19 protein-coding genes and 2 pseudogenes are annotated in these 22,284 nt (G+C 61.3%); 7 read left to right on the top strand and 14 right to left on the bottom strand.

Going from position 1 to position 22,284, the window contains the following annotated elements:
- Positions 1 to 234: 234 nt before the first annotated feature.
- The gene (locus tag AGR2A_RS26785) at positions 235 to 852 is read left to right on the top strand and encodes an SCO family protein (RefSeq protein WP_072495074.1); all 618 of its coding nucleotides are present in this window, start codon (positions 235 to 237) and stop codon (positions 850 to 852) included.
- A 97-nt stretch (positions 853 to 949) separates the two neighbouring features.
- Positions 950 to 1,378: a L,D-transpeptidase gene (locus AGR2A_RS29380; RefSeq protein ID WP_201736450.1), complete on the top strand. Its 429-nt coding sequence runs from the start codon at positions 950 to 952 to the stop codon at positions 1,376 to 1,378.
- 13 nt (positions 1,379 to 1,391) lie between these two features.
- Here AGR2A_RS29380 and AGR2A_RS26795 read toward each other — a convergent pair.
- The 3 genes and pseudogenes from AGR2A_RS26795 to AGR2A_RS26805 form a co-directional block, all read right to left on the bottom strand.
- Positions 1,392 to 4,025, bottom strand: a pseudogene (locus tag AGR2A_RS26795) (Tn3 family transposase); the annotation flags it as partial.
- A 19-nt stretch (positions 4,026 to 4,044) separates the two neighbouring features.
- A pseudogene (locus AGR2A_RS26800) lies at positions 4,045 to 4,799 on the bottom strand (IS6 family transposase).
- Between the two features lie 57 nt (positions 4,800 to 4,856).
- Positions 4,857 to 5,318, bottom strand: coding sequence for an extracellular solute-binding protein (locus AGR2A_RS26805; RefSeq protein WP_035226477.1), 462 nt, complete (start codon positions 5,316 to 5,318; stop codon positions 4,857 to 4,859).
- Positions 5,319 to 5,494: 176 nt separating this feature from the next.
- Between AGR2A_RS26805 and AGR2A_RS26810 the strand changes: the two genes are divergently transcribed.
- Positions 5,495 to 6,472 carry a Gfo/Idh/MocA family protein gene (locus AGR2A_RS26810; RefSeq protein ID WP_035226480.1) on the top strand — a complete coding sequence of 326 codons (978 nt, stop codon included), beginning with the start codon at positions 5,495 to 5,497 and terminating at the stop codon, positions 6,470 to 6,472.
- A 2-nt stretch (positions 6,473 to 6,474) separates the two neighbouring features.
- Positions 6,475 to 7,464 carry a Gfo/Idh/MocA family protein gene (locus tag AGR2A_RS26815; protein ID WP_035226482.1) on the top strand — a complete coding sequence of 330 codons (990 nt, stop codon included), beginning with the start codon at positions 6,475 to 6,477 and terminating at the stop codon, positions 7,462 to 7,464.
- 18 nt (positions 7,465 to 7,482) lie between these two features.
- Here the strand turns inward: AGR2A_RS26815 and nagA are convergent, their stop codons facing one another.
- From nagA to AGR2A_RS26860, 9 genes are all read right to left on the bottom strand, one after another.
- Positions 7,483 to 8,613 carry an N-acetylglucosamine-6-phosphate deacetylase gene (gene nagA / locus AGR2A_RS26820; RefSeq protein ID WP_035226484.1) on the bottom strand — a complete coding sequence of 377 codons (1,131 nt, stop codon included), beginning with the start codon at positions 8,611 to 8,613 and terminating at the stop codon, positions 7,483 to 7,485.
- A complete protein-coding gene (locus tag AGR2A_RS26825) occupies positions 8,613 to 9,644 on the bottom strand; it encodes an SIS domain-containing protein (protein ID WP_035226486.1) in 1,032 nt (343 codons plus the stop codon). Before AGR2A_RS26825 ends, nagA begins: the two co-directional genes overlap by 1 nt.
- Positions 9,641 to 10,627, bottom strand: coding sequence for an ABC transporter ATP-binding protein (locus AGR2A_RS26830; RefSeq protein WP_035226488.1), 987 nt, complete (start codon positions 10,625 to 10,627; stop codon positions 9,641 to 9,643). Before AGR2A_RS26830 ends, AGR2A_RS26825 begins: the two co-directional genes overlap by 4 nt.
- On the bottom strand, positions 10,624 to 11,640 hold the full coding sequence (locus tag AGR2A_RS26835; RefSeq protein ID WP_035226491.1) for an ABC transporter ATP-binding protein: 1,017 nt from the start codon (positions 11,638 to 11,640) through the stop codon (positions 10,624 to 10,626). Before AGR2A_RS26835 ends, AGR2A_RS26830 begins: the two co-directional genes overlap by 4 nt.
- Before the next feature lie 8 nt (positions 11,641 to 11,648).
- Positions 11,649 to 12,566 (bottom strand): dihydrodipicolinate synthase family protein, encoded by a 918-nt coding sequence (locus AGR2A_RS26840; RefSeq protein WP_035226493.1) that lies wholly within the window; start codon positions 12,564 to 12,566, stop codon positions 11,649 to 11,651.
- A gap of 20 nt (positions 12,567 to 12,586) precedes the next feature.
- A complete protein-coding gene (locus tag AGR2A_RS26845) occupies positions 12,587 to 13,495 on the bottom strand; it encodes an ABC transporter permease (protein WP_125271719.1) in 909 nt (302 codons plus the stop codon).
- Complete coding sequence (locus AGR2A_RS26850; RefSeq protein WP_035226499.1) at positions 13,461 to 14,420, bottom strand: ABC transporter permease; 960 nt, start codon at positions 14,418 to 14,420, stop codon at positions 13,461 to 13,463. The genes AGR2A_RS26845 and AGR2A_RS26850 overlap by 35 nt, the downstream gene beginning before the upstream one ends.
- An 84-nt stretch (positions 14,421 to 14,504) precedes the next feature.
- Positions 14,505 to 16,091: an ABC transporter substrate-binding protein gene (locus AGR2A_RS26855; RefSeq protein ID WP_035226501.1), complete on the bottom strand. Its 1,587-nt coding sequence runs from the start codon at positions 16,089 to 16,091 to the stop codon at positions 14,505 to 14,507.
- Positions 16,088 to 16,819 (bottom strand): FadR/GntR family transcriptional regulator, encoded by a 732-nt coding sequence (locus tag AGR2A_RS26860; RefSeq protein ID WP_035226504.1) that lies wholly within the window; start codon positions 16,817 to 16,819, stop codon positions 16,088 to 16,090. Before AGR2A_RS26860 ends, AGR2A_RS26855 begins: the two co-directional genes overlap by 4 nt.
- 255 nt (positions 16,820 to 17,074) lie before the next feature.
- On the opposite strand from AGR2A_RS26860, the gene AGR2A_RS26865 reads away from it, so the two are divergent.
- From AGR2A_RS26865 to traR, 3 genes are all read left to right on the top strand, one after another.
- Entirely contained in the window at positions 17,075 to 18,649 is a 1,575-nt protein-coding gene (locus tag AGR2A_RS26865; protein WP_035226507.1) for a putative N-acetylmannosamine-6-phosphate 2-epimerase, read from the top strand.
- A 26-nt stretch (positions 18,650 to 18,675) separates the two neighbouring features.
- The gene (locus AGR2A_RS26870) at positions 18,676 to 19,842 is read left to right on the top strand and encodes an N-acetylneuraminate epimerase (RefSeq protein ID WP_035226509.1); all 1,167 of its coding nucleotides are present in this window, start codon (positions 18,676 to 18,678) and stop codon (positions 19,840 to 19,842) included.
- Positions 19,843 to 20,316: 474 nt separating this feature from the next.
- Positions 20,317 to 21,021, top strand: coding sequence for an autoinducer-binding transcriptional regulator TraR (gene traR, locus AGR2A_RS26875; RefSeq protein ID WP_035226512.1), 705 nt, complete (start codon positions 20,317 to 20,319; stop codon positions 21,019 to 21,021).
- Positions 21,022 to 21,024: 3 nt separating this feature from the next.
- Here traR and AGR2A_RS26880 read toward each other — a convergent pair whose 3' ends face one another.
- Entirely contained in the window at positions 21,025 to 21,333 is a 309-nt protein-coding gene (locus AGR2A_RS26880; RefSeq protein ID WP_035226514.1) for a transcriptional repressor TraM, read from the bottom strand.
- Between the two features lie 320 nt (positions 21,334 to 21,653).
- Positions 21,654 to 22,277, bottom strand: coding sequence for a TraH family protein (locus AGR2A_RS26885; RefSeq protein WP_035226516.1), 624 nt, complete (start codon positions 22,275 to 22,277; stop codon positions 21,654 to 21,656).
- Positions 22,278 to 22,284 lie beyond the last annotated feature (7 nt).

Below are 22,284 nucleotides of genomic sequence, written 5' to 3' on the forward strand. Positions count from 1 at the left end.
TTATCTGCCATTCCTGTCGCTCATTGATGCTCGTCAGTATGAAACCTCTAGTAGCTTGAGGGTCAAGGGCGCTTTCTGTGCGACCGAAATTTCCGCTTCTGTCTGATGTGGATGACAGCGAAACGACTGAGGAGAATTTCGATTTTCTCCGCCATTAGCCTTGAACCTCAAGCTACTAGAGGGATTAGGAGTACTCCAAAGGGCTCTTCAGGGTGAATGTCGGCAGGGAATTAGATGAAAGCTCTCAGAGCGTTTCGAGTTGTGGCGTGGTGTGTGGTTGCGATCTTCACATTGCTACTGATTATAGGTTATTTGCTGCAGTCGGGTGGCGGCAAACGTGTTGGTGAGCCGGACGCGTCCTCTACCCCTTCGATCGGTCGCCCATTTGAGTTGGTTTCGCACCGGGGCCAAGTGATCGATAACGCTGTCCTCAAGGGAAAGCCGTATTTGGCGTTCTTTGGCTTTACCCACTGCCCTGACATCTGCCCCACAACGCTGTTCGAGCTGAGTGACCTGATGAATGAACTCGGGCCCGCTGCGAGCGGTTTCAACGTTGTTTTCATCAGCGTTGACCCAGAGAGAGATACTCAGCAGTTGCTCAACGAGTACATGACATCCTTCGACCGTCGAATCCTTGCCCTTCGGGGAACGCCGGAGCAAACAGCGACGGCTGTCAAAGCTTTCTCCGCCTACGCACGCAAGGTTCCGACCGAAGATGGAAGCTACACAATGGACCATACGGCTGGCGTATACATGATGGACGCCAATGGTAGCTTCAAAGGAACGCTCGACATGCATGAATCCCGCGAGGTTCGCATGAAGAAAATCCGAAATCTGATGACCGGCTCGTAAGCCAGAACTTCAACCGTCGAGAGGAAATACATTGCAGTCTGGCAAATTGACACGACGAGGCTTCGTTATCGGGGGGGCTGGGGCAGCGGCGGCTGTATTGACTGGCTGCTCGGCAACGACCGCAGAGACGACACAGTCTGAAATCGTACCCATATCCCATCCAGTTCTGGAAACCACCTATGGACCGATACTGAACGAACAGTTCCCGCTGCCTGCTATACCCTACCAGAAGATCGCCAAGCGCTATTACCGGCAGATGGTGAGTGATCCGACTGGAGAGCGGCCAGGCACATTGGTCGTGGATACGGCCAACTATTTTCTCTACCTGACTTACGAGGGCGGACAGGCGATGCGATACGGGGTCGGTCTCGGCCGGCAGGGGTTCGAATGGTCGGGCAAGGGGGTCATTCAGTACAAACGTCAGTGGCCGCGCTGGACGCCACCTGACGAGATGGTCGTTCGACAGCCGGAACTTGCGCCCTACAGGCGTCACGACACGAAAGTGTTGGATCTGTCCGACTTTTGAGAACGTATGGTGATCACGCTGCGAGGATAGATGTTTCGCGCCGCAATGGCCTGAGATCAACGCCGTCTGTTGGGGTCCAGATGTAATCGCCGGTGAGACTGATGTGCTGCCAGCCGAGTGGGGTAATGTGTTTGATGATGTCAAGCGGCGTGGGAATGCCATCTCGGTTGAGCTCGGCGAACGCCGGTTCGAGATAGAGTGTGTTCCAGTAGACGATGGCGTTGATTAGCAGGTTCAGTCCAGATGCTCGGTAGAACTGGCTCTCGAAAGTCCGGTCGCGCAATTCTCCGAGGCGATTGAAGAACAGTGCGCGGGCCAAGGTGTTCTGGGATTCGCTCTTGTTGAGGCCGACCGTCGCGTTCCTGCGCATTTCGGGGTTCTGCCACCACTGGGGCAGAAAGATGGACCGATTGATGCGACCGAGATCGCGTAGCGCCAACGCCAGTCCGTTCTGGCGTGGGAATGCGGACAGCTTTGCCAACACCGTCGAAGGCCGAACCTGCCCGGAACGGATCGTCGTGACCAGCCGCAGGATGTCGTTCCAGTTTGCCTTGATCCGCTCGACGTTGATGTGCTCGCCAACGAGCGGCGCCAGGTTTTCGGGAGGCGCGTCGCCCGGGAAGAGATAGAGCTTGCGATCCTTGAGACCGCGCAGCCGAGGCACAATCTGGAAACCAACGAGATGGCAAAGGGCGAAGCTCATATCGCTTACCCCGCCGGTATCGACATAGTGGGTTTCGATGGCGAGATCGCTGCCATGATAGAGCAGTCCATCGAGGACATAGATGGCTTCGCTCGCATTGGCATTCATGGCGATGATGTAGAAAGCGCCGTACTGGTCAGAGGTGAACCGGTAGAATTTGGCGCCGGGGTTGGGACCATAGCGGCCGTTGAGGTCGCCGATCGCCTCGGCGTGTCCGCCCGCCGGAAAATACTGGCCATCGGAGGATGACGTTGTTCCATCGCCCCACAAGCTTGCCAGAGGCAATTGCCTCTGGGCGTTGACGAGAATGGCGTGCGCGGCCGTGTAACCTTCCTCGCGAATATGCCAGTCGTGCGCCCAGGCGAGTTGGCGCATCGTAATGCCGGGGGAAACGTCCGCCATTCTCGTGAGACCGAGATTGATGCCGTCCGCCAGGATGGCGGTGAGGAGCGCAAGCTTGTTGTCGGCCGTCCGACCGCTGCGCAAATGGGTAAAGGCGTTCGAAAATTCCGTTCGGGCGTCAACCTCGAGCAAAAGGTCAGTGATGCGGATCGCAGGCAGACGGCTTTCCACCTTTAGCTTCAGCGACTTGGCGATGTCCGGAAACATAGCCTTGTGCGGCGTGACGCTAAACCCCGCCCCGGTCAGTTCTACATCGTCGAGCTCGCCGGCTGCGGCCAGACGCGAGAGGTCAGCCAGTCCATCGTTCAGCAGCTGGCGCTGTTGGCGAAGATACGTCTCGACATCGGTATCAACGGCGATTGGAAGCGGTCCTTCCTCACGCATCAGCTCGAATGTCGGCGTGGGAATGAGAAAGCTTTCGAAAGACTGGAAGCGTTTGGCTCCTTCCACCCAGACATCGCCCGCATCGAGCCGGCGCTTCAATTCGCTGAACAGGCAAAGCTCATAAGCCCTGCGATCAATCTTTCCATCTTTGAGTATGAGAGGCATCCAGCCCTTCGGCGCAAAGGAGATCGGTGCCTTGTCGGGTATGGTCCTTTTGCCCGTACGATATAGACCCGCGACCACGGATAGCGCCCGCAAGAGGGTCGCCGCCACTGCGTGACCGCGGAACACGAGAGTGGAGAGAAACTGTGGCGCCAGTTTCCTGATCGTCGGATAGCGCTGGAGCATTTCGATTTTACCGTCGATAACATCCGGCGCGATCAGCGTATCGACCGCCTGGACACTGGTTGTAAAAGCTGGCCATTGGATGACCAGATCAAGCGCTTTGGCCATGTCCTCACCCTTCTCTCTAGCCTTGATGATCGCATGGCAGACTTTTGAAACGTCCTTCAACGGCGTCTGCACTTCCCGAACGGATCGGGTGACGCGAGCAGCCGCCTGGTTATTGGCTCGCCGCGTCAGGATGCCCATGAGTTTCTTGAACATGTCGATCGCGCAATCGGTGAGATGGCGGGAAAGGTGGAGCACTGTTGCAGCCAGGACAGCATGTCGGCGTTCGGTGTTAAGGTCGCGCAGATGCTGCGCGCTCATTCGCGTCCCCTCTGCAGCAAATTCGTCAAAGACCTTGGCCGGAATTCGATCCATCAACGTCGTCGGCAGGTTCAGAGACCGGAGAAAGCGAATGCGCTCGGCAATTCTGTCGAGGTTGACGGCGGCTGGCGACAATGCCGGCGTTCTCGCCCAGGCAAGAATGGTCACGCTTGTCCCCTCACGCGGATCGAGAAGCTTGTCCAGATCGAGCTTTTGGCCTTCTGAGATCCCGCCGGCCAAGGCCCGATGAGCAATACGAATGCCGCGCCTGATCGCCACATGAATGATGGCTTCGAGCGCTGGCCGCGCTGGCAAGAGAATTCTCCTGCGTCGCAGTTCTTCCACGACCATATCCGCCAATACATCGGCCTGGCGCAGGGTTTGTGCGGCAGGTGTCAGCCAGCCTGTGAGGGGCGTGTCGCAAAGTTTTTCGGCGGGCGCAGTCATGCCGTAACGGGCTGCATTTTCATGCTTTGTTAACTTTTTGAAGTCCGAAGAGGCATGCGATGAGATCATTCTGGTCGTTGACAGACCAGCCGCCGGAAAAGCCGAAGCCCTTCCGCAGCCACAGCATGGCTTCGAACCCGGCGATCGTTCGCCTCGCGGTGTTGAACGTTCGGAAGCCGCCCACCTTGGGCATGTTCTTCTTCACCCGGAAGTGATCGCTTTCAATGCCTTGCTGCAAATGCTTGGTGACGTAATGGACCGGGTCCGGCGGGAGAAGCCTTTCCTCCACACCGTTCTTGATTGCAGGCGGAAAGGTTCCAGCGCCATCCGGTGCCCGATCTTGCCGGGTGAGAGCAACGGTTCGTCCTTCAACATCTTGCGGAAGAAGCGTTTGGCGGCATCCCGATCACGCCTTGCGGTCAGCAGGAAGTCCACCGGATTGCCGTGTTTGTCGATGGCGCGATAAAGATAACGCCACTGGCCCCGGATTTTGATGTAGGTTTCGTCGATCCGGATTGAACCACAATGCGGCTTTCGAAAGCGTCTCAGCCGCTTTTCGATCATCGGCGCATAGGCCAGAACCCACCGGTTGATGCTGCTATGATCCACGTCGAAACCGCGCTCTTTGAACATTTCTTCCAGATCGCGATAGCTCAACGGGTAACGCAAATACCACGACACCGCCTGAATAATCAGCCATGCCTCGAATTGCCGTCCTTTGAAATCGTCCTTCGACCGGCGCTTCAGCTTTTCGACAATGGCATTGAGAATCATAAATCCGCACTCCAACAAATCGGAGCGCCTTTTCATCACCGAAATCTCAAGTCAGCGTTAACGAAAAACTTTGCGACACGCCCATTCGCCTTTGTAGCGCGAATTGGCGGCGATAAGCCCTGGGGTGAAGGCAGCTTCACCGCCAAGGTCGTTGACCAGATCGTTCGTGGTGTTGAGCGCGCCCGATAGGAACATCGGTACCGCTTCCTCTCCAAGCAGGACGGCGACGTCAGGCAGGGTGCCGCCAACCATAGCAGCCGGCCATTTTTGCGAATAGGTCGGCCAGGGGACGGTCTCGATCTCGATCGTCAACCCGGGATTGAGCGCTTCGAAGCGCTTGGCGGCGCCAGCCATGAAGTCTGCGCGGGCGCCTTCGGTAAAGCCATGCCAGAACACCAGCTTGCGCGCCGATTGGGCGCGTACGAACGGCGCAGGAAATGCCGCAAGAGTGGCGGCAGCGCCAGCCAGGCCGCCTGCCATCAACAACTTGCGGCGCGTGAGCGTGCTATTTGCTGTCATTTCATCCTCCCGGTTGAGCGCAGCTTCCCAAGCTGCGCCGTAAGCGACGTCGGAGTCCTCCCAATCCTCCCGGGGACCTCCTGTCGACACATCCTTGCGCTCGGCAATGTTATATGGGATATGGATAATCCTCTTGTAGGATATCTGTCAACACATTAAGCGCGGGAAGATCGGATATGAAAATGGCATTCTTCGGCGTTGGTCACTGGCACGCAGGAATGCATGCTGAAGCGGCCAAGGCCGCGGGCGCAGAAATTGTCGCGGCCTGGGATGAGGTATCGACCCACGCCACGGCGTTCGCCGACACATACGGCGGCAGGGCGACTGCCAGTGTTGATGAGGCAATAGCAGCGAAACCCGAGTTGGCCGTGGTCATGGGGCGCCCGGCGGAAATGGCCGAGATGGCAAGCCGGTTTGTTTCGGCCGGGATACCGATGCTGATCGAAAAGCCCGTCGGTGTTTCCGGAGCGGTGCTGAAGCCGATCGCCGATTTGGCTGAGCGACATGGATCGTTTGTTTCGGTCGCCCTTGCGCACCGTTTCAGCCCACTGCTGGCTGAGGTCTCGGCGCTGCGCCAAGCGGATCGGCTCGGCGAGGTTTCGCACTCGCATTTCAGGCTGATCAACGGGCCTCCACAGCGCTATGTCGATGACGGCTGCGGTTGGGTGCTCGACGCCTCGATCAGCGGCGGCGGCGCTTTGCGCAATCTTGGCATCCACGGCGTGAACGCCTTCGTCAATCTCTCCGGTGGACAGAACATCGACGTCGAGAGTGTCAGCTTCGGCCGGCAGCTGCATGGCACGTCAGTCGAGGATTACGCTCTCGTCGTTCTTCGAGCCGCAGACGGGAGCATCGGGCTTGTGGAGGCCGGCTATACCTTCGCTTCGATGACGCAAGGGATCTTCGAGTGGCGCGTGTCGGCGAGGAATGCGAGCCTGACTGACTTTGGCGGGCATCTGCAGGTCGCTACCCTGGACGACGGCAAGGTTCGCGACGTTGCCGCAACTCCGGTGGCGCGCCGCTACGACAACGTGATGGCCGATACGATCGACCGCCTCGAGAGCGGAAAGAAACCCGCCGTAACGCTCCAGGATCACTGGCGGGCGATGGACATCATTGACCGCTGCTATGCAATGGCAAAGAAGGAAGCTTGAACATGCTGGGCGTTGGTATCATCGGAGCAGGGTATTTTGGTGCGGCGCACGCCCGCGCGCTTCAAAAAGCAGGGACGGCCCGGCTGGTCGCTTCCTGCCGCAACGATGCGATCGGACTGAAGGCTTTCACGTCTGAATTCGGCGGCAAAGCCTATGTCGATTACCACGATTTGCTCGCCGACGGCGAGGTCGATGCGGTGGTGGTCGCCTTGCCGCACCATCTCCACACCGATGTAGCACTGGCGGCAGCCGAGGCCGGCAAGCACATCATGATCGAAAAACCGATCGCGCCGACGGTTGCGCAGTGCCGCCAAGTTCTCAGCGCCGCAGCCAAGGCTGGAGTAACGCTGATGCCCGGCCATACGATGCGGTTCACTCTTCCTTTCCTTGCTGCCCGTCGCATCATCGACAGCGGCGAAATCGGCGGCATGCGATTTGGTTCAAGCCGCATGATCAAGCTATGGATGGAAGAAAACCGTCGCGACTGGCATCTCGACGCCACCACCGGCGGCGGCATGCTCTTTACCGCTGGTATCCACGCGCTCGATCGGCTGCTGGCATTCGCCGGTCGCCGTGCTACGCACGTCAGCGCCGTCACCGCGACGGCCTTCCACAAGCAAAACGCCGATGATGTAGCGCTGATGCTCATCCGTTTCGGTGACGACACGGCGGGACAGGTCGCGAGCATCGGCTACCGCGACGGGGCCTTCATTTCTGGCGACGAGATCGTCTGCGACGGCGGCGTGCTTGCCGTCGATTTCTTCAAGGGCGTGACGCTTGGGCGCCGCATGCACTGGGAGCCGCTCGACAACTCGATGGAGCCGGATATCGCCGGGCAGGCATTGGTGCGTCAATGGCAGGCATTTGCCGAAGCCGTGGCATCAGGCTGCGAGCCCCCGGTCACCGGTGAGGACGGATTACATGTTGTCGCCTGTATCGAGGCTGCGTTCAAAGCTTCGCGGGAACGGCGTGAAGTCGCCATCGAAGGGTGAGGGCGGTCCTTGCCCCGGTCACGGGGCAAGGATGTCGCGCACGGTAAGATCGTCGTCGAGATGAACGAACTCAGCCGCTGCGCCGGGCTCAATGCGGCCGCGGCGGCCGTCGCCGATCAGCTCGGCGGGATAGAGCGAGGCCATGCGCAACACCTCTTCCACACTCAGCCCGAGATTCGCCACGGCAAAGCGAACGGTAGCCGACATGTCGATGTCGGCGCCGGCCAGCGTTCCGTCGGAAAGCGTCAGTCGACCATCGCGGCGGTGGACCGTGCGCTGGTTAAGCACGAAGCTGTCCCCTTCCATGCCGACCGATGCCATCGCGTCGGTGACAAGATAGAGACGCCCGGGCGCTCGTTTGGCGGCCAAAGCGGCTCGCAGACTTTCCGGATGGACATGGTGGCCGTCGGCGATGATACCCGCTGAAACCGTCGGTGACGCGAGAACCGCCCCCACCACGCCGGGATCACGGTTTCCAAGCTGGGTCATGGCGTTGAACAGATGAGTGGCCGAACGTGCGCCTGCGTCGATGGCCGCCATCGTGGAATCGTAGTCCGCGTCCGTATGGCCGAGGCTGACAATTACCCCCGCTTCAGCCAGGCGGCGGATCAACCGCGGTCCGACCTGCTCGACCGCGACGGTGACCAGGAGGACACCGATGCGTTCGCGGGCGCTGATCAGCTGCTCGACATCCGCATCGCTCATCGGTCGCATCAGTTCAGCCAGATGCGCACCCTTTCGCGCCGGGGCAAGATGCGGCCCTTCCAGGTGCAAGCCGAGAACGCCGGGCACGTTTCCAACCGCTTGTGCGGCGGCTTCGATCGCGGCGTCAGTGATGGCCTTGGTATCGGTGATCAGGGTGGGCAGGAGGCCGGTTGTTCCAAAGGGACGATGTGCCGCGGCGATGGCAGCCATGGTTGCGGCGCTCGGGCCGTCATTCAGCATCACACCGCCGCCGCCATTGACTTGCAGGTCGATGAAGCCCGGCGCAACGACGCCGATCCCGAGATCGCGAACGAAGCAGTCTGCCGGGATTTCTGCACGAGAAGCGAGGTCGACAACCATGCCATCGCGAATGAGAATTGCGGCCTCGTCGCGCATCGCGTTGCCGTCGAATATTCTCGCGGCGGTAAGTGCGGTAATGGTCATCACACGGTTTCCGTAACCTTGCACAGGTTGACCGGCCGGTCGGGATCGAACCCGCAGCGACGGCAGACCCGCTCGATCAGCACGTAGAACGAAACGATCATCGACAGCCCGTCCAGGAACGCATGGCCGGTCGATGCGACCGGCAAGTTCGTGCCCGGTGCGCTTGCCGTAGCCGCCGAAAAGACGCGGCCCCCGGCCGCTGCGATGCGATCAAGGCCGGCGCGGCCGACGTCGGCTGCGGCATCCTCGGGAAGGAGGGCAAGAACCGGGAAGCCGTTCTGGACGAGCCGCAACGGGCCGTGCATGACCTCAGCGGACGAAAAAGCCTCGGCGTGGATCGCGGCCACTTCCTTGCTTTTGAGTGCGGCCTCCTGTGCAACCGCGTAGGCGGGGCCCCGGCCCAGTACATAAAGTGAATCGCATGCCGTCAGCATCTCCTCGGCGGCCGACCAGTCGGCGTCGAGCGCCTTTGCCAGTGCGTCCGGCAGGTTGCGAAGAGCGGCAACGAGTTCCTGGTCGCCGGTCCAGCCTGCGGTAATGGCCGCGCCCGCCACTGCCGCCGCAATGAAGGATTTTGTGGCGGCAACGCTTTTTTCCGGTCCCGCCTCGAGCGGCACCACAATATCGGCACCCCTGGCCGCCGGACTCTCGACGACGTTGACCATGGCGATCGTCAGCGCTCCGGATGCCTTGGCACTGGCCTGCAGAGCGACCAGATCAGGGCTCTTGCCGGATTGAGAGACGGTGACGAGTGCTGCCCGTGACAGCTGCAGCGGCGCGCGGTAAACTGACGCCACAGAGGGCCCGATCGACACAACAGGGGTGCCCGTCTCTATCTCGAGCATGTACTTCAGGTAGCTGGCTGCGTGGTCGGAGGAACCGCGCGCGCAGGTGGCGACCAGCGGGGGCGCAAGTTTCGACAGTCTCCTGCCGAGGGCAAGCATTGACTCCAGTCGCGTATCGAGGAGACGTGCGATGGTCGCGGGCGTCTCTCTGGTTTCGCTTGCCATGGCACTCGTTTGATCGGTCAACAAAGCTCTCCTGCAACGCGGGTTTCAACATCGAGGTCATCGCGGATGCAGGCCTTGAAATGACCCGGCGCGACTTCGCGTAATTGTGGAACCGCTGCGGCACAGGCATCGAGCGCCTTCGGGCAACGGGTACGGAAGACGCAGCCGCTCGGCGGGTTGGCCGGACTCGGAATGTCACCCTTGAGGATCTGGCGCTCGGTCCTGGCGTCCGGATCCGGGGAGGGGATGGCCGACATCAGCGCCCGCGTGTAGGGGTGTTGCGGGCGAGCGTAGAGTTCCTCGCTGGTGGCGATCTCCATGATGCGGCCGAGATAGAGCACGATAACGCGGTCACAGATGTACTCGACCACCGCGAGATCGTGCGAGATGAACAGCATGGTCAGTCCGAGGCGCTGCTGCAGATCGCGCAAAAGGTTGACGACCTGCGCCTGGATTGACACGTCGAGTGCCGAGACCGGTTCGTCAGCAACGATGAATTCAGGCGCAAGCGTCAGCGCCCGGGCAATGCCGATGCGCTGGCGTTGGCCGCCTGAGAATTCGTGGGCGTAGCGGTTCAGGGCATCCTGCGGCAGCTCCACTTGCTCCAGCGCCTTGCGCGCGCGTTCGACGCGCTCCTGCTTGGTGCCGATGCCTTGAATTTTCAGGCCCTCCGTCAGGATCTCGCCGATGGTCATGCGCGGCGACAGCGAGGCGTAGGGGTCCTGGAAGATGTACTGCATGCGTGGGCGCTGGCGCCGCATTTCTCTGTTGGAGAGCTTGATCAAATCAGCGCCGTCGAAGACGACCTCGCCCGATGACGGCTCGATGAGCCGCAGCACCGAGCGGCCGATGGTGGTCTTGCCGCTGCCGGATTCGCCGACGAGGCCGACCACCTCACCCTTGGCGATGTCGAAGGAGATGTTGTCCAGGATCTTCAGCGTGGCACTGCGCGTCTGGTAGTGCTTGGCGAGGCCACGGACGGAGAGGAGAGGAGCGGTGGTCATGCGGCGATCTCCTGCCAGCGGATGCAGCGGCTGCCATGGGCTTCGTTGACGGCGGCAAGTTCGGGCACGGCTCTGCTACAGGCATCAATCGCAAAGGGACACCGCGGGGCGAAGGCACAGCCGGTTGGCATGTTGGCAAGGCTCGGCACCATGCCTGGAATGGCGTTCAGCTTTTCGCCGTTGCGCTTCATCTCGGTCGCAGCACCCAGCCGCGGCATCGATTTGAGGAGGCCCATCGTGTAGGGGTGGAGCGGGTTGCGGAAAACCTCGGCGACGGGACCAGTTTCGACGATGCGACCGGCGTACATGACCGCAACCCGCTGGGCAATCTCGGCGACGACGCCGAGATTGTGGGTGACGAACAGCATGCCCATGCCGCGCTCGCGCTGCAGTTTCTGCAGGAGATCGAGGATCTGCGCCTGGATGGTGACGTCGAGCGCGGTGGTCGGCTCGTCGGCGATGAGGAGCGTCGGATCGCAGGCGAGTGCCATGGCGATGGTGGCACGCTGGCGCATGCCGCCCGACATCTCGTGCGGATATTGTCCGGCGCGGCGACGGGCATCCGGAATGCCGACCTTGTCGAGCAGGGTCACGGCCGCCGCAAGGGCTTCGCGCTTGCCGGTGCTCCGGTGGACGCGCAGCGATTCCGAGATCTGGTCGCCAACGGTGAAGACCGGATTGAGGCTGGTCATCGGTTCCTGGAAGACCATGCCGATGTCGTTGCCCCGGATCTGGCGCATCGACTCCTCGTCGAGCTTGACGAGGTCCTTGAGCTTGCCGTCTTTGCCGCGGAACAGCACCTCGCCAGCGTCGATCGAGCCGATATTTCTTGCGAGAAGCCGCATCACCGACAGGCTGGTCACCGACTTGCCTGAACCCGACTCGCCGACCAGCGCCACCGTCTCGCCGGGACGGATGACGAGATTGACGCCGTCGACGGCAGCGATCTCCCGGCCGCGCACGCGGAAGACGGTTTTCAGGCCTCTGATCTCGAGAATGGGTTCGAGCGTCATCGGCAGCCTCAGCCGAGCAGGCCGACGGAACGCAGGATCTCGTCGACCTTGCGCGCCTCGGCGTCGTTGAGCGGCGCGCGCGGACGTGCCATGACGTTGGTGGAGATGACGCCCAGGCTGCGCATCGCGGTCTTGAAGCCGCCGACGCCGGTAGCCCCGCCGCTGACGCGGCCGGATGCGACCCAGACGATCTCGAACAGGCGGCACAGCCGCTCCTGTTCCTTACGGGCCGCATCCCAGTCGCCCTTCCGGGCGTGGTTCCAGAGGCGGACGTAACCGGCCGGGTCGACATTGGCGAGCCCGGGAACGACGCCATGCGCACCCATGTGCAAGGCGCTATCGACGACGATCTCTGAACCCGTCATCAGGAATACGTCCTTGTTGCCGGCCAGATCGCTAAGCGCATAACGGAAGTTACCGTCGTCGCCGGAGGAGTCCTTGACGCCAATGATCGTACCCTCGTTGGCCAGCGTCACCACTGTCTGGCGGGAGAGCTTGGTGTGGACGCAGACCGGAATGTCATAGGCGATGAGCGGCACGTCCACGGCGTCGCGGATCATGCGGAAGTGATCGATGGTCTCTGCCTGGTTGGTGAGGGTGTAGAAAGGCGCGGTGACAACCACGGCGTCGGCGCCGACCTCCCTGGCAGTGCGGGCGTGGCGGATGACACGGTCGGTCGTCGGGTCAATGACGCCGGCGATGACAGGCACGCGGCCGTTGGCGACCTTGACGGTGTGCTCGAGGATCTTGCGTCGTTCGGCGTCGTCGTAAAACACCACTTCGCTGGTCGAGCCGAGGGCGAACAGGCCATGGCAACCGTTGTCGATCAGATAGTCGAGAACACGCGTGTAGGAGGCGTAGTCGACCGAGAAATCGTCGTTGAGGGGGGTGACGACAGGAGGAACGACACCGAAGAACTTGGACATGATGCTTCTCTTTCAGGGTTTCAATTGAGTTCGGCGCGCGGGTCGAAGGCATCCCTAAGGCCGTCGCCGATGAAATTGATGGCAAGGACGGCCAGCACGAGCGCGCCACCCGGGAATAGCCATTGCCAGGGGAACTGCTCGAGCACCGCCGTGGAGCGCGCCGCATTGAGCATGTTGCCCCAGCTTGCGGCCGGCGGCGGCACGCCAAGGCCGAGGAAGGAGAGACCCGCCTCCAGCAGGATCGCATTGGCGACCTGCAGGGTGGCGTAGACGACCAGGATGTCGATCGAGTTGGGAAGGCCGTGGCGGAACAGCAGATGCCCGATGCCGGCACCCATGCCGCGCGATGCCATGACGAATTCGCGTTCGCGCAGTTCGAGCAGGCGGGCGCGGATCATGCGCGACAGGACCGGCCACGACAGCAATGCGATGACGACGACGGTCGACCAGATACCGGATCCGACGATGGAAGCGAGCACCAGAAGGAAGATCACCGGCGGCAGCGTCATCGCGAGGTCGACGCTGCGCATGGAGATGGCGTCAGCCCAGGAACCGCCGAAGGCGGAGATGGCCCCGACGAAGAAGCCGATGGCTGTCGACAGGACGACCGAGGAGACCGCGACAAGCAGCGAGATGCGGCCACCTTCGAGTGTGCGGGCAAGCACGTCGCGGCCGACGCCGTCGGTACCGAACCAGTGCTTCCATGACGGCGCGGCGTTCATGGCCAACAGGTCGATGTCGTTGGGCCTGTAGGGAAACCACAGCGGATAGGTCAGCACCGCAACGAGCAAGGGCAGCAGCAGCGCAATGCCGAACAGGGCCGCCCGGTTCTGGGCGAAGCGGTTGGTGGCGCGGGCCAGCGGGCCGGGAGAGGAATGGGCGATTACACTCATGTCAGGACACCTTGATGCGCGGATCGATGACCGCATAGGCAAGGTCGGTCAGGATGTTGACGACGATAACGCAGGCGCCGATGACAAGCGTCGCACCCATGATGACGGGGTAGTCGCGCGTCTCGACTGCGCTGATCAGCAAAAGGCCCATGCCCGGCCAGTTGAATACGCTTTCGATGAAGATGGCGCCGCCGACGGCAAGGCCGATGGTCGAGCCGATGAGGGTAACGACCGGCAACAGCGCGTTGCGCAGTGCATGCTTGGTCACGACCCAGAATTCCTTGACACCCTTGGCGCGGGCGGTCCGGACATAGTCCTGGTTCAGAACCTCGAGCATCGAGGCGCGCATGTAGCGCATGATCAATGCGGCATGGCCGATGGAGAGGACGAACGCCGGCAGGATCAAGTGATGCATTAGATCCCCGAGCGAGAAGTCGGTCGCGGGCGTCAGCATTCCGCCGGAAGGTGCCCATCTCAGCCGCACGGAGAATACGTAGAGCCCGAGCAGCGCGGTGAGGAAGGCAGGGCTCGAAATTCCGAGCAGCGCGAGCACCGAGAAGGAATAGTCGGGCAGCGAGTTGCGACGCACGGCGCTGACGATACCGGAAGCGATGCCCACGACGATGGCGATGGCGAGGCCCGCTCCCATGAGCAATAGGGTCGGGCCGATGCGCGAGGCGATCAGACCGCTGACGGTCTCGTTGAAGCGCTGAAGCGAATGGCCGAGGTTGCCCTGAACAGCCTGCGACAGCCAGGCGAGGTACTGGACAGGCAGTGGCTTGTCGAGGCCCAGTTGCGCGCGCAAGGCGTCCATCGCCTCCTTCGACATGGCGACATTAGGATCGATATAGGCGTCGATCGGGTCGCCCGGCGTCAGCTGCAGCAGCACGAAGATGAGTATCGTCAGCGCGAGCAGCATACCGAGCCCGATCAACAGGCGATGGAGACAATAGCGAAGCATACGGGTTCAGTGCTCTTTCCGGGCGTGATTCCAAACAGGAACGGGACGGCCATTGAATGGCCGCCCCTCCGAGTGGAAGTTGGCCTATTCGGCGATCGACCACTTTTCAGGGTGGGCCTGGTAAGGGCCGCCGGCGGGAGCCGGAGTCCAGACGAAGTCCTTAAGCTTGGCGGAGGCCACGCCGTAGCGGTTGGCGACCCACATCGTGCCCCACGGCAGGTTGGCGTTGGTGGCCTTGCAGACGTCCTGGTAGCGGGCATCACGCTTGGAGGCGTCCGTTTCGGCCAGGGCCGCGTCGAGCGCATTGGTGACGTCCGGCATGCGGATACGCATGAGGTTGGCGCCCGCCGGGGGGATCTGCTTCTCGTTGAGGCCGATGTTGATGTTGGAGGCATCGGGACCGTTCTGCAGACCGGCGTAGATCAGCGGGAAGTCGCCGGCATTGCCCGACTGCTGGTAGACGATCGAGTTGTAGGTCGGGGTGTCGACGGCGCGCGGTACGATGTTGATGCCGACCTGGGCGAGCATCGCCTGCATGGCGGCCAGCACGTTGGTCACCAGCGGCGAGTTGTAGTAGGTCAGGATCGTGATCGGCTTGTCGCCGTTGATCTTGTCCCAGCCGGCCTCGGCCAGCAGTTGCTTTGCCTTTTCCGGATCGTAGGCGTATTGGTCGATGCCTTCGGGGACCAGACGATCGGCCACGTAGACGCAGTTCGCCGGTTTGGCGGCACCGCCGTAGAGGCTCTGGATGATGGCGTTGCGGTCGATGGCGTGCATGAAGGCCTGACGGACCTTCAGGTCCTTCCACAGCAGCACTTCCTGGTTGAAGCCGACATAGTTGACGACATAGGAGTCGCCCTCGATCACCTTGAAGGCAGTGTCGTCATTGAAGGTCGAGACGTCGTTGGAATCGACATAGGTGAACTGGATCTCGCCTGAGCGCAGCGCGGCGATGGCGGCTGCCGGGTTGGCGAAGTAGCGGTTGATCAACTTCTCGGCCGCCGGCTTGCCACCGCGATAGTCGGGATTGGCGGCGAGCTCGACATACTGGTCGGTGACGTATTTGGTGAACTTGAACGGGCCGGTACCGATAGGCGAAGTCGACCACCAGGCGTTCTTGGCGATCTGCTCGGCCGGGATCGAGGCCAGCGCATGCTCGGGCAACATCATCACCTTGGTAAGTGTGTCGAGCATGCTCGGCGTCGCTGCCGAGAGCTTGACCACCACGGTGCGGTCGTCTGGGGTCTCGACCGCCTCGATGGCGCCAAGACGGGCGGCGAATACCGAGCCCGCCTTCTCGTTCTTGGCAAGCTCGATGGTGAACTTCACATCCTTTGACGTGAAGGGCTTGCCGTCGTGCCACTTGGTGTCGGCGAGCTTGAAGGTATAGACCTTCTGATCAGCGCTCACATCATAGGACTCGGCCAGCGCACCAATGACGTTAGCGAGCTTTTCGTCATAGATAACCAGCGGCTCGTAGTAGGTGACAAGCCACGTGAAGCCGCCGGTCGCCGCAAGCGGATTGAAGTTGCCCTGGAAACCGCCGGGGCCGACGTCGAAGCCGCCGGAGATGGTGCCGCCTTCGGCGAGGGCCGGGGTAAACGTTGCGCCAACGCCGCCGAAAAGCGCCACCGACAAGGCGAGTGCTGAGATCGTCGTTCTGAACTTCATGTATTCCTCCCTTTTGATGAACTGGTCTTGTTTTCGTCGATCACGCGACCGATCCCGGCATAATGCTTATCAAGGCGGTCTTTAGCGGCGGCGAGGTCGCCAGCTTCGACGGCATCGACAATCGCCGCATGTTCGCGCCAGGTCTGCATTGGATCGGCATTGTTGAGATTGACGAAATCGGATGCCTTGTAGAAGGCGAGCCAGAACACCTCGATCAGGCGCAGCAGCACCTCGTTGTCCTGGCAACGAAACAAAAGCTGATGGAAGCGGCGATCTTCGTCGGGAAAGCTCTCGCCCCGCTCGGCCCGCTCACGCATCCTGTCCAACGTCTCGCGCAATTCACGAATGTCTTGTGGACCAATTGCGTCGAGCGTCTTTTCAATCAGCCCGACTTCAAGCGTCCTCCGGATTGTGATGACTTCCTCGATCTGTTTGAGCGCACTGCCCAGACCATAGGCCAGGTTCTCCAGCAAGGGCTCGAACGAGAAGGCCTTCACAAAGACGCCGATTCCGCGCCGCGACTCCAAAACGCCCACCGATTCTAGCGCCTTGATGCCCTCGCGAACCGAATTGCGGCTGACGCCGAGCTGATTTGCAAGCTCACCCTCTGGCGGCAAAGGCGCACCTGCTTCGAGGCCGTTGTCGTCAATATATGAGCGAAGGCTCTCCTGCACCGATACGTGCAGGAGCGGCGCTCTCTTCAGCGGCTTGATCGATTTCAAATTCATTGTCGTCTCCGGTTGCTCGTTTCCGGGCGGAAAATAGCAACTATTGGTTAATTACCCACTTGTAGGATATCTGTCAATAGGATATTCGTTCTTCCGTTTTCCACCCATTAGGAACACAGCAATGTTCGACCGCCACAAAGATGCTTCCCGCAAACGACCCGCCTGCGGCTGGCAGGATTCGATGTTCGCCGACGCCAGGTGTTGCGTGACCGCATCATCGATAGTCGTGCCCCTCTCGACCAGGGAGCGGGGATAATGACGGAGCGCCTGACTCTCGCGGATCTGACTGCGCGACTGCAGGGTGGCCTTATCGTTTCCTGCCAGCCCGTGCCTGGCGGTCCGTTCGACACCGTCGATGCAGTTGCTGCCTATGCCCGTGTCGCCGAAGCCGGCGGCGCCGTCGGCCTGCGTGTCGAAGGTGTGCGCAATGTCGAAGGTGCGGTCGGCGCCAGCCGACTGCCGGTGGTCGGCCTGATCAAGCGCGACCTTGACGACAGCGCCGTACGCATCACCCCGTATGACGAGGATGTAGAGGCGTTGGTGCGTGCCGGCGCTACGGTTGTCGCCGTTGACGCCACCGACAGGCCGCGGCCGGTTCCATCCGCGCAGCTGATCGCCACCATCAAGCGGCTTGGCGCGATCGCCATGGCCGATATCGCGACGCAAGCCGAGGCGCGGGCCGCGCTGGCGGCCGGCGCCGACATCACCGGCACCACCATGTCAGGCTACACCGGACCGGAGCCGGCTCCAACGATGCCGGACATTGAGCTTATCCGTGCTTGTTCAACGCTCGGAGCGCCCGTGCTGGCCGAGGGCCGGTACAATTCCCCTCATCTCGCCGCCGCCGCCATCCGCGCCGGTGCTCTTGCCGTCGTCGTCGGCTCCGCGATCACCCGGCCCGAGCACATCGTCAGCTGGTTCAAAGAGGCCGTCGAAGTCGCTGCCCGGCCGTCTGAACCTGTTCTGGCTTTTGACATCGGAGGCACCAAGACACTCGCCGCCCTGGTACGGGGCAGCAAGGTTCTTGACCGCAAGCTCATGGCGACCCGCCGCGACATCGGCGCGCCCGGCTGGATCGCGGAACTCGTCGCCATGGCGGATGGCTGGCGGGGCAAATACGCCAGTGCCGCCGCCGCCGTTACGGGCCTTGTCGTTGATGGCAAATGGTCGTCGCTCAATCCTGGCACACTGGTTATTCCGGACAACTATCCGATCACCCGAAAACTCAGTGATGCGCTTGGTGTGCCGGTTGAAGTGGTCAACGATGCGCAGGCAGCGGCGTGGGGCGAGCATCGGTTTGGCGCAGCGCGAGGCCGCGACATGGCCTTCCTGACCGTATCGAGTGGCATCGGCGGCGGGCTCGTGCTCGGCGGGCGTCTGCTGCGCGGTGCGCGCGGACTCGCCGGAAGCCTCGGACAGTCACCGCGCATCACAGCCACAGGACCGGTTCGCCTCGAGGCACTCGCCTCGGGCTTTGGCGTCGCCGCGGCCTCCCGCGCTGCCGGCCACAATGGCGATGCCAGAACCGTCTTCGCGGCTGCTCAAACCGGAGAAGCCTGGGCCGAAGATATCCTCGGCGCATCGGTGACCGAGTTGGCAGCCGCCGTGGCTGGCTTGCAAGCCGTTATCGATCCCGACTGCATCGTCATTGGCGGCGGCGTTGGCCTTGCCGAAGGCTATCTTCAGCGGCTGCGGCATGCCCTTGATAGCTTTCCCAACGTCTTGATCCCCAATTTGGTCCGTCCCGCGCTAGGCGTCGATGCCGGCATCATCGGCGCGGCGGATCTGGTCGCTCACCCACATGGTGACGGTTGCGGCCGTCATGCTTAACCGATTGATAGGAGAGGAGAATATGAATGTCCTGGAACTGTGTGGCAAAACTCATTGCGCTGAGCTCTGCGACCATCGCGCTGTCGACGGTGACCGCCATGGCCGGTGAAGCTTGGCCGGATCTGCCGGTCGGCATCAAGAACGGCATTTCTGCGCGGGTCGGTGATACGGCATATGTCGGGCTCGGATCCGCAGGCACAGATTTCTATTCGCTCGATCTCGCCAATCCGGCCTCGGGATGGGCCAAGCGCGCTCCCTTTACCGGACCAGCCACCAACGGCGCTGCCGTTGCCGCCTCGGGCGGCAAGATCTTCGTCTTCAGCGGCAACGGCAAGGCAAGCGCGGACGCCAAGTCGCCGATCATCTTCGACACAGTCTATGCCTACGACACCGCCTCCGACAGCTGGTCGAAGCTCGACACCCAGACGCCGGCAGGGCTTTCGGGCGCCAAGGCGCTGCCGCTGAACGACGGTCGCATCGCCATCGTCGGTGGCTACAACAAGGAGCTGTTCGACAAGTACCTTGCCGACGTCGCCTCCATCGACAAGGACAAGGACCCGGAAGGCTTCAAGAAGCTTGTCGATTCCTACATGGGCATGGCGCCTGAAGATTATCGCTGGAACACCAAGGTGCTGTCCTACGACCCGGAGGCCAACAGCTGGGGTACCCTCGGCGACAACCCCTTCCTGCCCAATTGCGACTCGGCCGTCGTCGCCCAGGGCGTCGATGCCTTCATGGTGGTCAGCGGCGAAATCAAGCCAGGCTTGCGAACGCCGGCCGTGAAGTCGATTAAGGTCGAAGGGCAGCAAACAGTTTGGAAAGAACTCGCCGACCTGCCCAAGCCAGCCGCCGACAACCGTCAGGAGGGAGTGGCCGGCGCTTATGCAGGAGAGGTCGCCGGCGCGCTGCTGGTCGCCGGTGGCGCAAACTTCAAGGGTGCCCAAGCAAATGCGGAGGCCGGCAAATGGTTTGCACATGACGGTCTCAAGAAGGACTGGCGTGACGAGGTGTATTCATTTGACGGCGCCGGTTGGAGCGAAGTTGGAAAACTACCCCGTGGCCTGGCCTATGGCGCTTCCTTCTCGACGCCCGACGGATTGTTGCTCGCTGGCGGCGAAGATGACGAAGGCAAACCTCGAAGCGAAGTGTTCCTACTCAGATGGGCCGGCAAGGGCGTCACCATCGAGAACTGATCTCTGCCAAAGTGGGGACCATTCAATCGTGTGCGCTCGTTCCGATTTCGGCCCGACTCGCCCTTCACCGCCAAACGGAGAACGTGCTGCCCACCTGCGGGCAGCACGACGTAAGCCGAGGTTCGAGTGGCGGTCGTGATATTGAGGTTCTGCAAATTCGCGGCCGAGATGCCCGGCAAATGCGCGCGCTGGCGACTGAAATCTCGCGAATGTCGGCCTGGGCGAAGCCGTGTATCCCACCTCAGTAGAGCTTGATGGTCGAGCGTCGTCGTCCCACGGAATTCGAGTCAGTTTGGCTTCTTACATCAACTTATCCGATATGCTATAACATAACATCCTCAATCGAAAGCGACACGTTGCGGTAAACTTGTCGAATGGCGAACGATACACTTGGTGCAGCCTGCCGGAGGCGAGAGGCGGCCAGCTGTCGGACAGCGACAGCAACTAAACGACACCTCGTCAAGGAGTAAACGAATGCAGCACTGGCTGGATAAGCTTACCGATCTCACCGCGATCGAGAGCGATCAGTGCACCCTCGAGGACGCGCTGGCAGGCCTAGCTGAACAAATCGGTTTCGGCGGCTATGCGTACCTCAACATCCAGCCGGGCCATGTTCGTGCAATTACGAACTATCATCCAGAATGGCAGTCTGTGTACTTTGAACGAAACTACTCGGCGCTCGATCCGGTCGTAAAGCGCGCGAAATCCATGAAGCGCACCTTCACATGGGCTAGCGAGCAGGAGGGGTCTCGCCTTTCAAAGCCCGAGCGGTCATTTTACGCGCACGCCGCCGATTTCGGAATCCGCTCAGGCATTACCATCCCGATCAAAACTGCGAACGGTTCGATGTCGATGTTCACCCTGGCCTCGGAGAAGCTGACAATCGACCTCGACCGAGAGATCGATGCAGTCGCTGCCGCAACTGCCGTCGCCCAGCTCCACGCCCGTATCGCCTTCCTGCAAGCAAGGCCCAGTGCGGAGAACGCAGCCTACCTTGACCCCAAGGAAGCCGCCTATCTTAAGTGGATCGCCGTCGGCAAAACGATGGAGGAGGCCGCGGATCTTGAAGGGGTCAAATACAACAGCGTGCGCGTCAAGCTCGCCGAAACCAAAAAGCGTTTCGACGTTCACACAACAACGCACCTGACTGCTCTCGTCATTCGCAGAAATCTGATCTGAATCTCAGTTCACGCAGACCTTCGGGATATAGCCAAGGATGTCGACCAACGTGTTCACCACACTCATCTGAGCATGCATGTCCATGCAGGCTTCGATATAGGCAATATGCTGAGCGCCGCCTACGGCGGCTCCTGACTTATAGTCTTCCGGCAGAGCCTGAAACAACTGGTCGGCTTTCTCGACCAGATTTCGGTGGGTATGAATGGCGCCGACCGTTAGGCCCTCCAGATCGGCCAAAGGCAGACCGCGTGTGAGCCCAATCACGGCCCGAAGCTCGAGCTTGTCTGTCACCGTCGCATCTTCCGGTTCCATGCTGTTCCAACCTTGGTAAGTCTGCGGTACGCCCCCGCAAACGCTAATCTCTGATCCCAAGCCGGGGGTTGGAAACTGTCCTAGACAGTCCTGAGACCTTTAGCACCGAGGCGCCTGGACATACGTCACAGGCCCCCGGCCATAAGGTCAGAGGATTCTGGCGCCGTCTCGGCCGGCGCCAACCGCTAGGAGGGGTTTCCACACCCCAGGACAGCGCGTACTGCCCTACTCGGCCTTATAAAGGGCGATTGCTGTTTTCGCCAGCGCAAACAGTTGGATAATCGCTTCAGGCCGGCGGGCAATTTTCTCCGCCCTCAAGGTCACCTGGCACCGATCCCCGAAAGATCGATCCGAATGCCCGCCGCGTTCGGATCGGATATCGCGCCCTTACGTACAGGTTCGGTATCGTCCACGGCCGTTTCGTCACCACTCTGCTCAGCGGTTTCGCTTTCGCTTGCAGATGCTGGCTCCTGCAGCTTCACCTCACCGGGGTCGGGCGCCCGAAACACGGCGGTCCCCTCAAAATACCCCGTCTGCCAAGCGATGATGGCATCATCGAAGACCTGAGGCATGACCTCGTTTGCGGAAGGATTGCCGTACCATTTGGTGACGATGCGGTAGACCTTGGCAAATAGGGCCGTACCGATGCGCAGGTTCGCGCAGGGATTCACCAGGTCGGGTTTCAGTTCGCGGGCTTCGACCAGGCCGAGACCGGCCGGATACTGCGTCAGCCCGACGCGCACGACCGCGCGCCCGACATGCTGGCGAATCAGCTCCATCGCCTCGTCCACTGTTGTAGGCCTCGGGACGAGCACGACGCGATTGCCGGAACGAACCGAGATCGCGAGCGGGTCCTGCGCCCCTCCCCGCTCGATGAACCGTTCGACGATCGCAGGCGTCAGGCTTGGATCGGCGCATTGTTTTATGAGGGCGGCGTCAACCATCCGCGGT

The organism is Agrobacterium genomosp. 2 str. CFBP 5494 (assembly GCF_900013495.1).
Lineage (GTDB): Bacteria > Pseudomonadota > Alphaproteobacteria > Rhizobiales > Rhizobiaceae > Agrobacterium > Agrobacterium pusense.

Coding starts and splice junctions, on each gene's coding strand:
- AGR2A_RS26815 (WP_035226482.1), top strand. CDS start 6,475: ATGCTGGGCGTTGGTATCATCGGAGCAGGGTATTTTGGTGCGGCGCAC.
- AGR2A_RS26785 (WP_072495074.1), top strand. CDS start 235: ATGAAAGCTCTCAGAGCGTTTCGAGTTGTGGCGTGGTGTGTGGTTGCG.
- AGR2A_RS26885 (WP_035226516.1), bottom strand. CDS start 22,277: ATGGTTGACGCCGCCCTCATAAAACAATGCGCCGATCCAAGCCTGACG.
- AGR2A_RS26805 (WP_035226477.1), bottom strand. CDS start 5,318: ATGACAGCAAATAGCACGCTCACGCGCCGCAAGTTGTTGATGGCAGGC.
- AGR2A_RS26845 (WP_125271719.1), bottom strand. CDS start 13,495: ATGCGGTCATCGATCCGCGCATCAAGGTGTCCTGACATGAGTGTAATC.
- nagA (WP_035226484.1), bottom strand. CDS start 8,613: ATGACCATTACCGCACTTACCGCCGCGAGAATATTCGACGGCAACGCG.
- AGR2A_RS26865 (WP_035226507.1), top strand. CDS start 17,075: ATGACGGAGCGCCTGACTCTCGCGGATCTGACTGCGCGACTGCAGGGT.
- AGR2A_RS26840 (WP_035226493.1), bottom strand. CDS start 12,566: ATGTCCAAGTTCTTCGGTGTCGTTCCTCCTGTCGTCACCCCCCTCAAC.
- AGR2A_RS26830 (WP_035226488.1), bottom strand. CDS start 10,627: ATGACCACCGCTCCTCTCCTCTCCGTCCGTGGCCTCGCCAAGCACTAC.
- AGR2A_RS26835 (WP_035226491.1), bottom strand. CDS start 11,640: ATGACGCTCGAACCCATTCTCGAGATCAGAGGCCTGAAAACCGTCTTC.
- AGR2A_RS26855 (WP_035226501.1), bottom strand. CDS start 16,091: ATGAAGTTCAGAACGACGATCTCAGCACTCGCCTTGTCGGTGGCGCTT.
- AGR2A_RS26880 (WP_035226514.1), bottom strand. CDS start 21,333: ATGGAACCGGAAGATGCGACGGTGACAGACAAGCTCGAGCTTCGGGCC.
- AGR2A_RS26870 (WP_035226509.1), top strand. CDS start 18,676: ATGTCCTGGAACTGTGTGGCAAAACTCATTGCGCTGAGCTCTGCGACC.
- AGR2A_RS26860 (WP_035226504.1), bottom strand. CDS start 16,819: ATGAATTTGAAATCGATCAAGCCGCTGAAGAGAGCGCCGCTCCTGCAC.
- traR (WP_035226512.1), top strand. CDS start 20,317: ATGCAGCACTGGCTGGATAAGCTTACCGATCTCACCGCGATCGAGAGC.
- AGR2A_RS26850 (WP_035226499.1), bottom strand. CDS start 14,420: ATGCTTCGCTATTGTCTCCATCGCCTGTTGATCGGGCTCGGTATGCTG.
- AGR2A_RS26810 (WP_035226480.1), top strand. CDS start 5,495: ATGAAAATGGCATTCTTCGGCGTTGGTCACTGGCACGCAGGAATGCAT.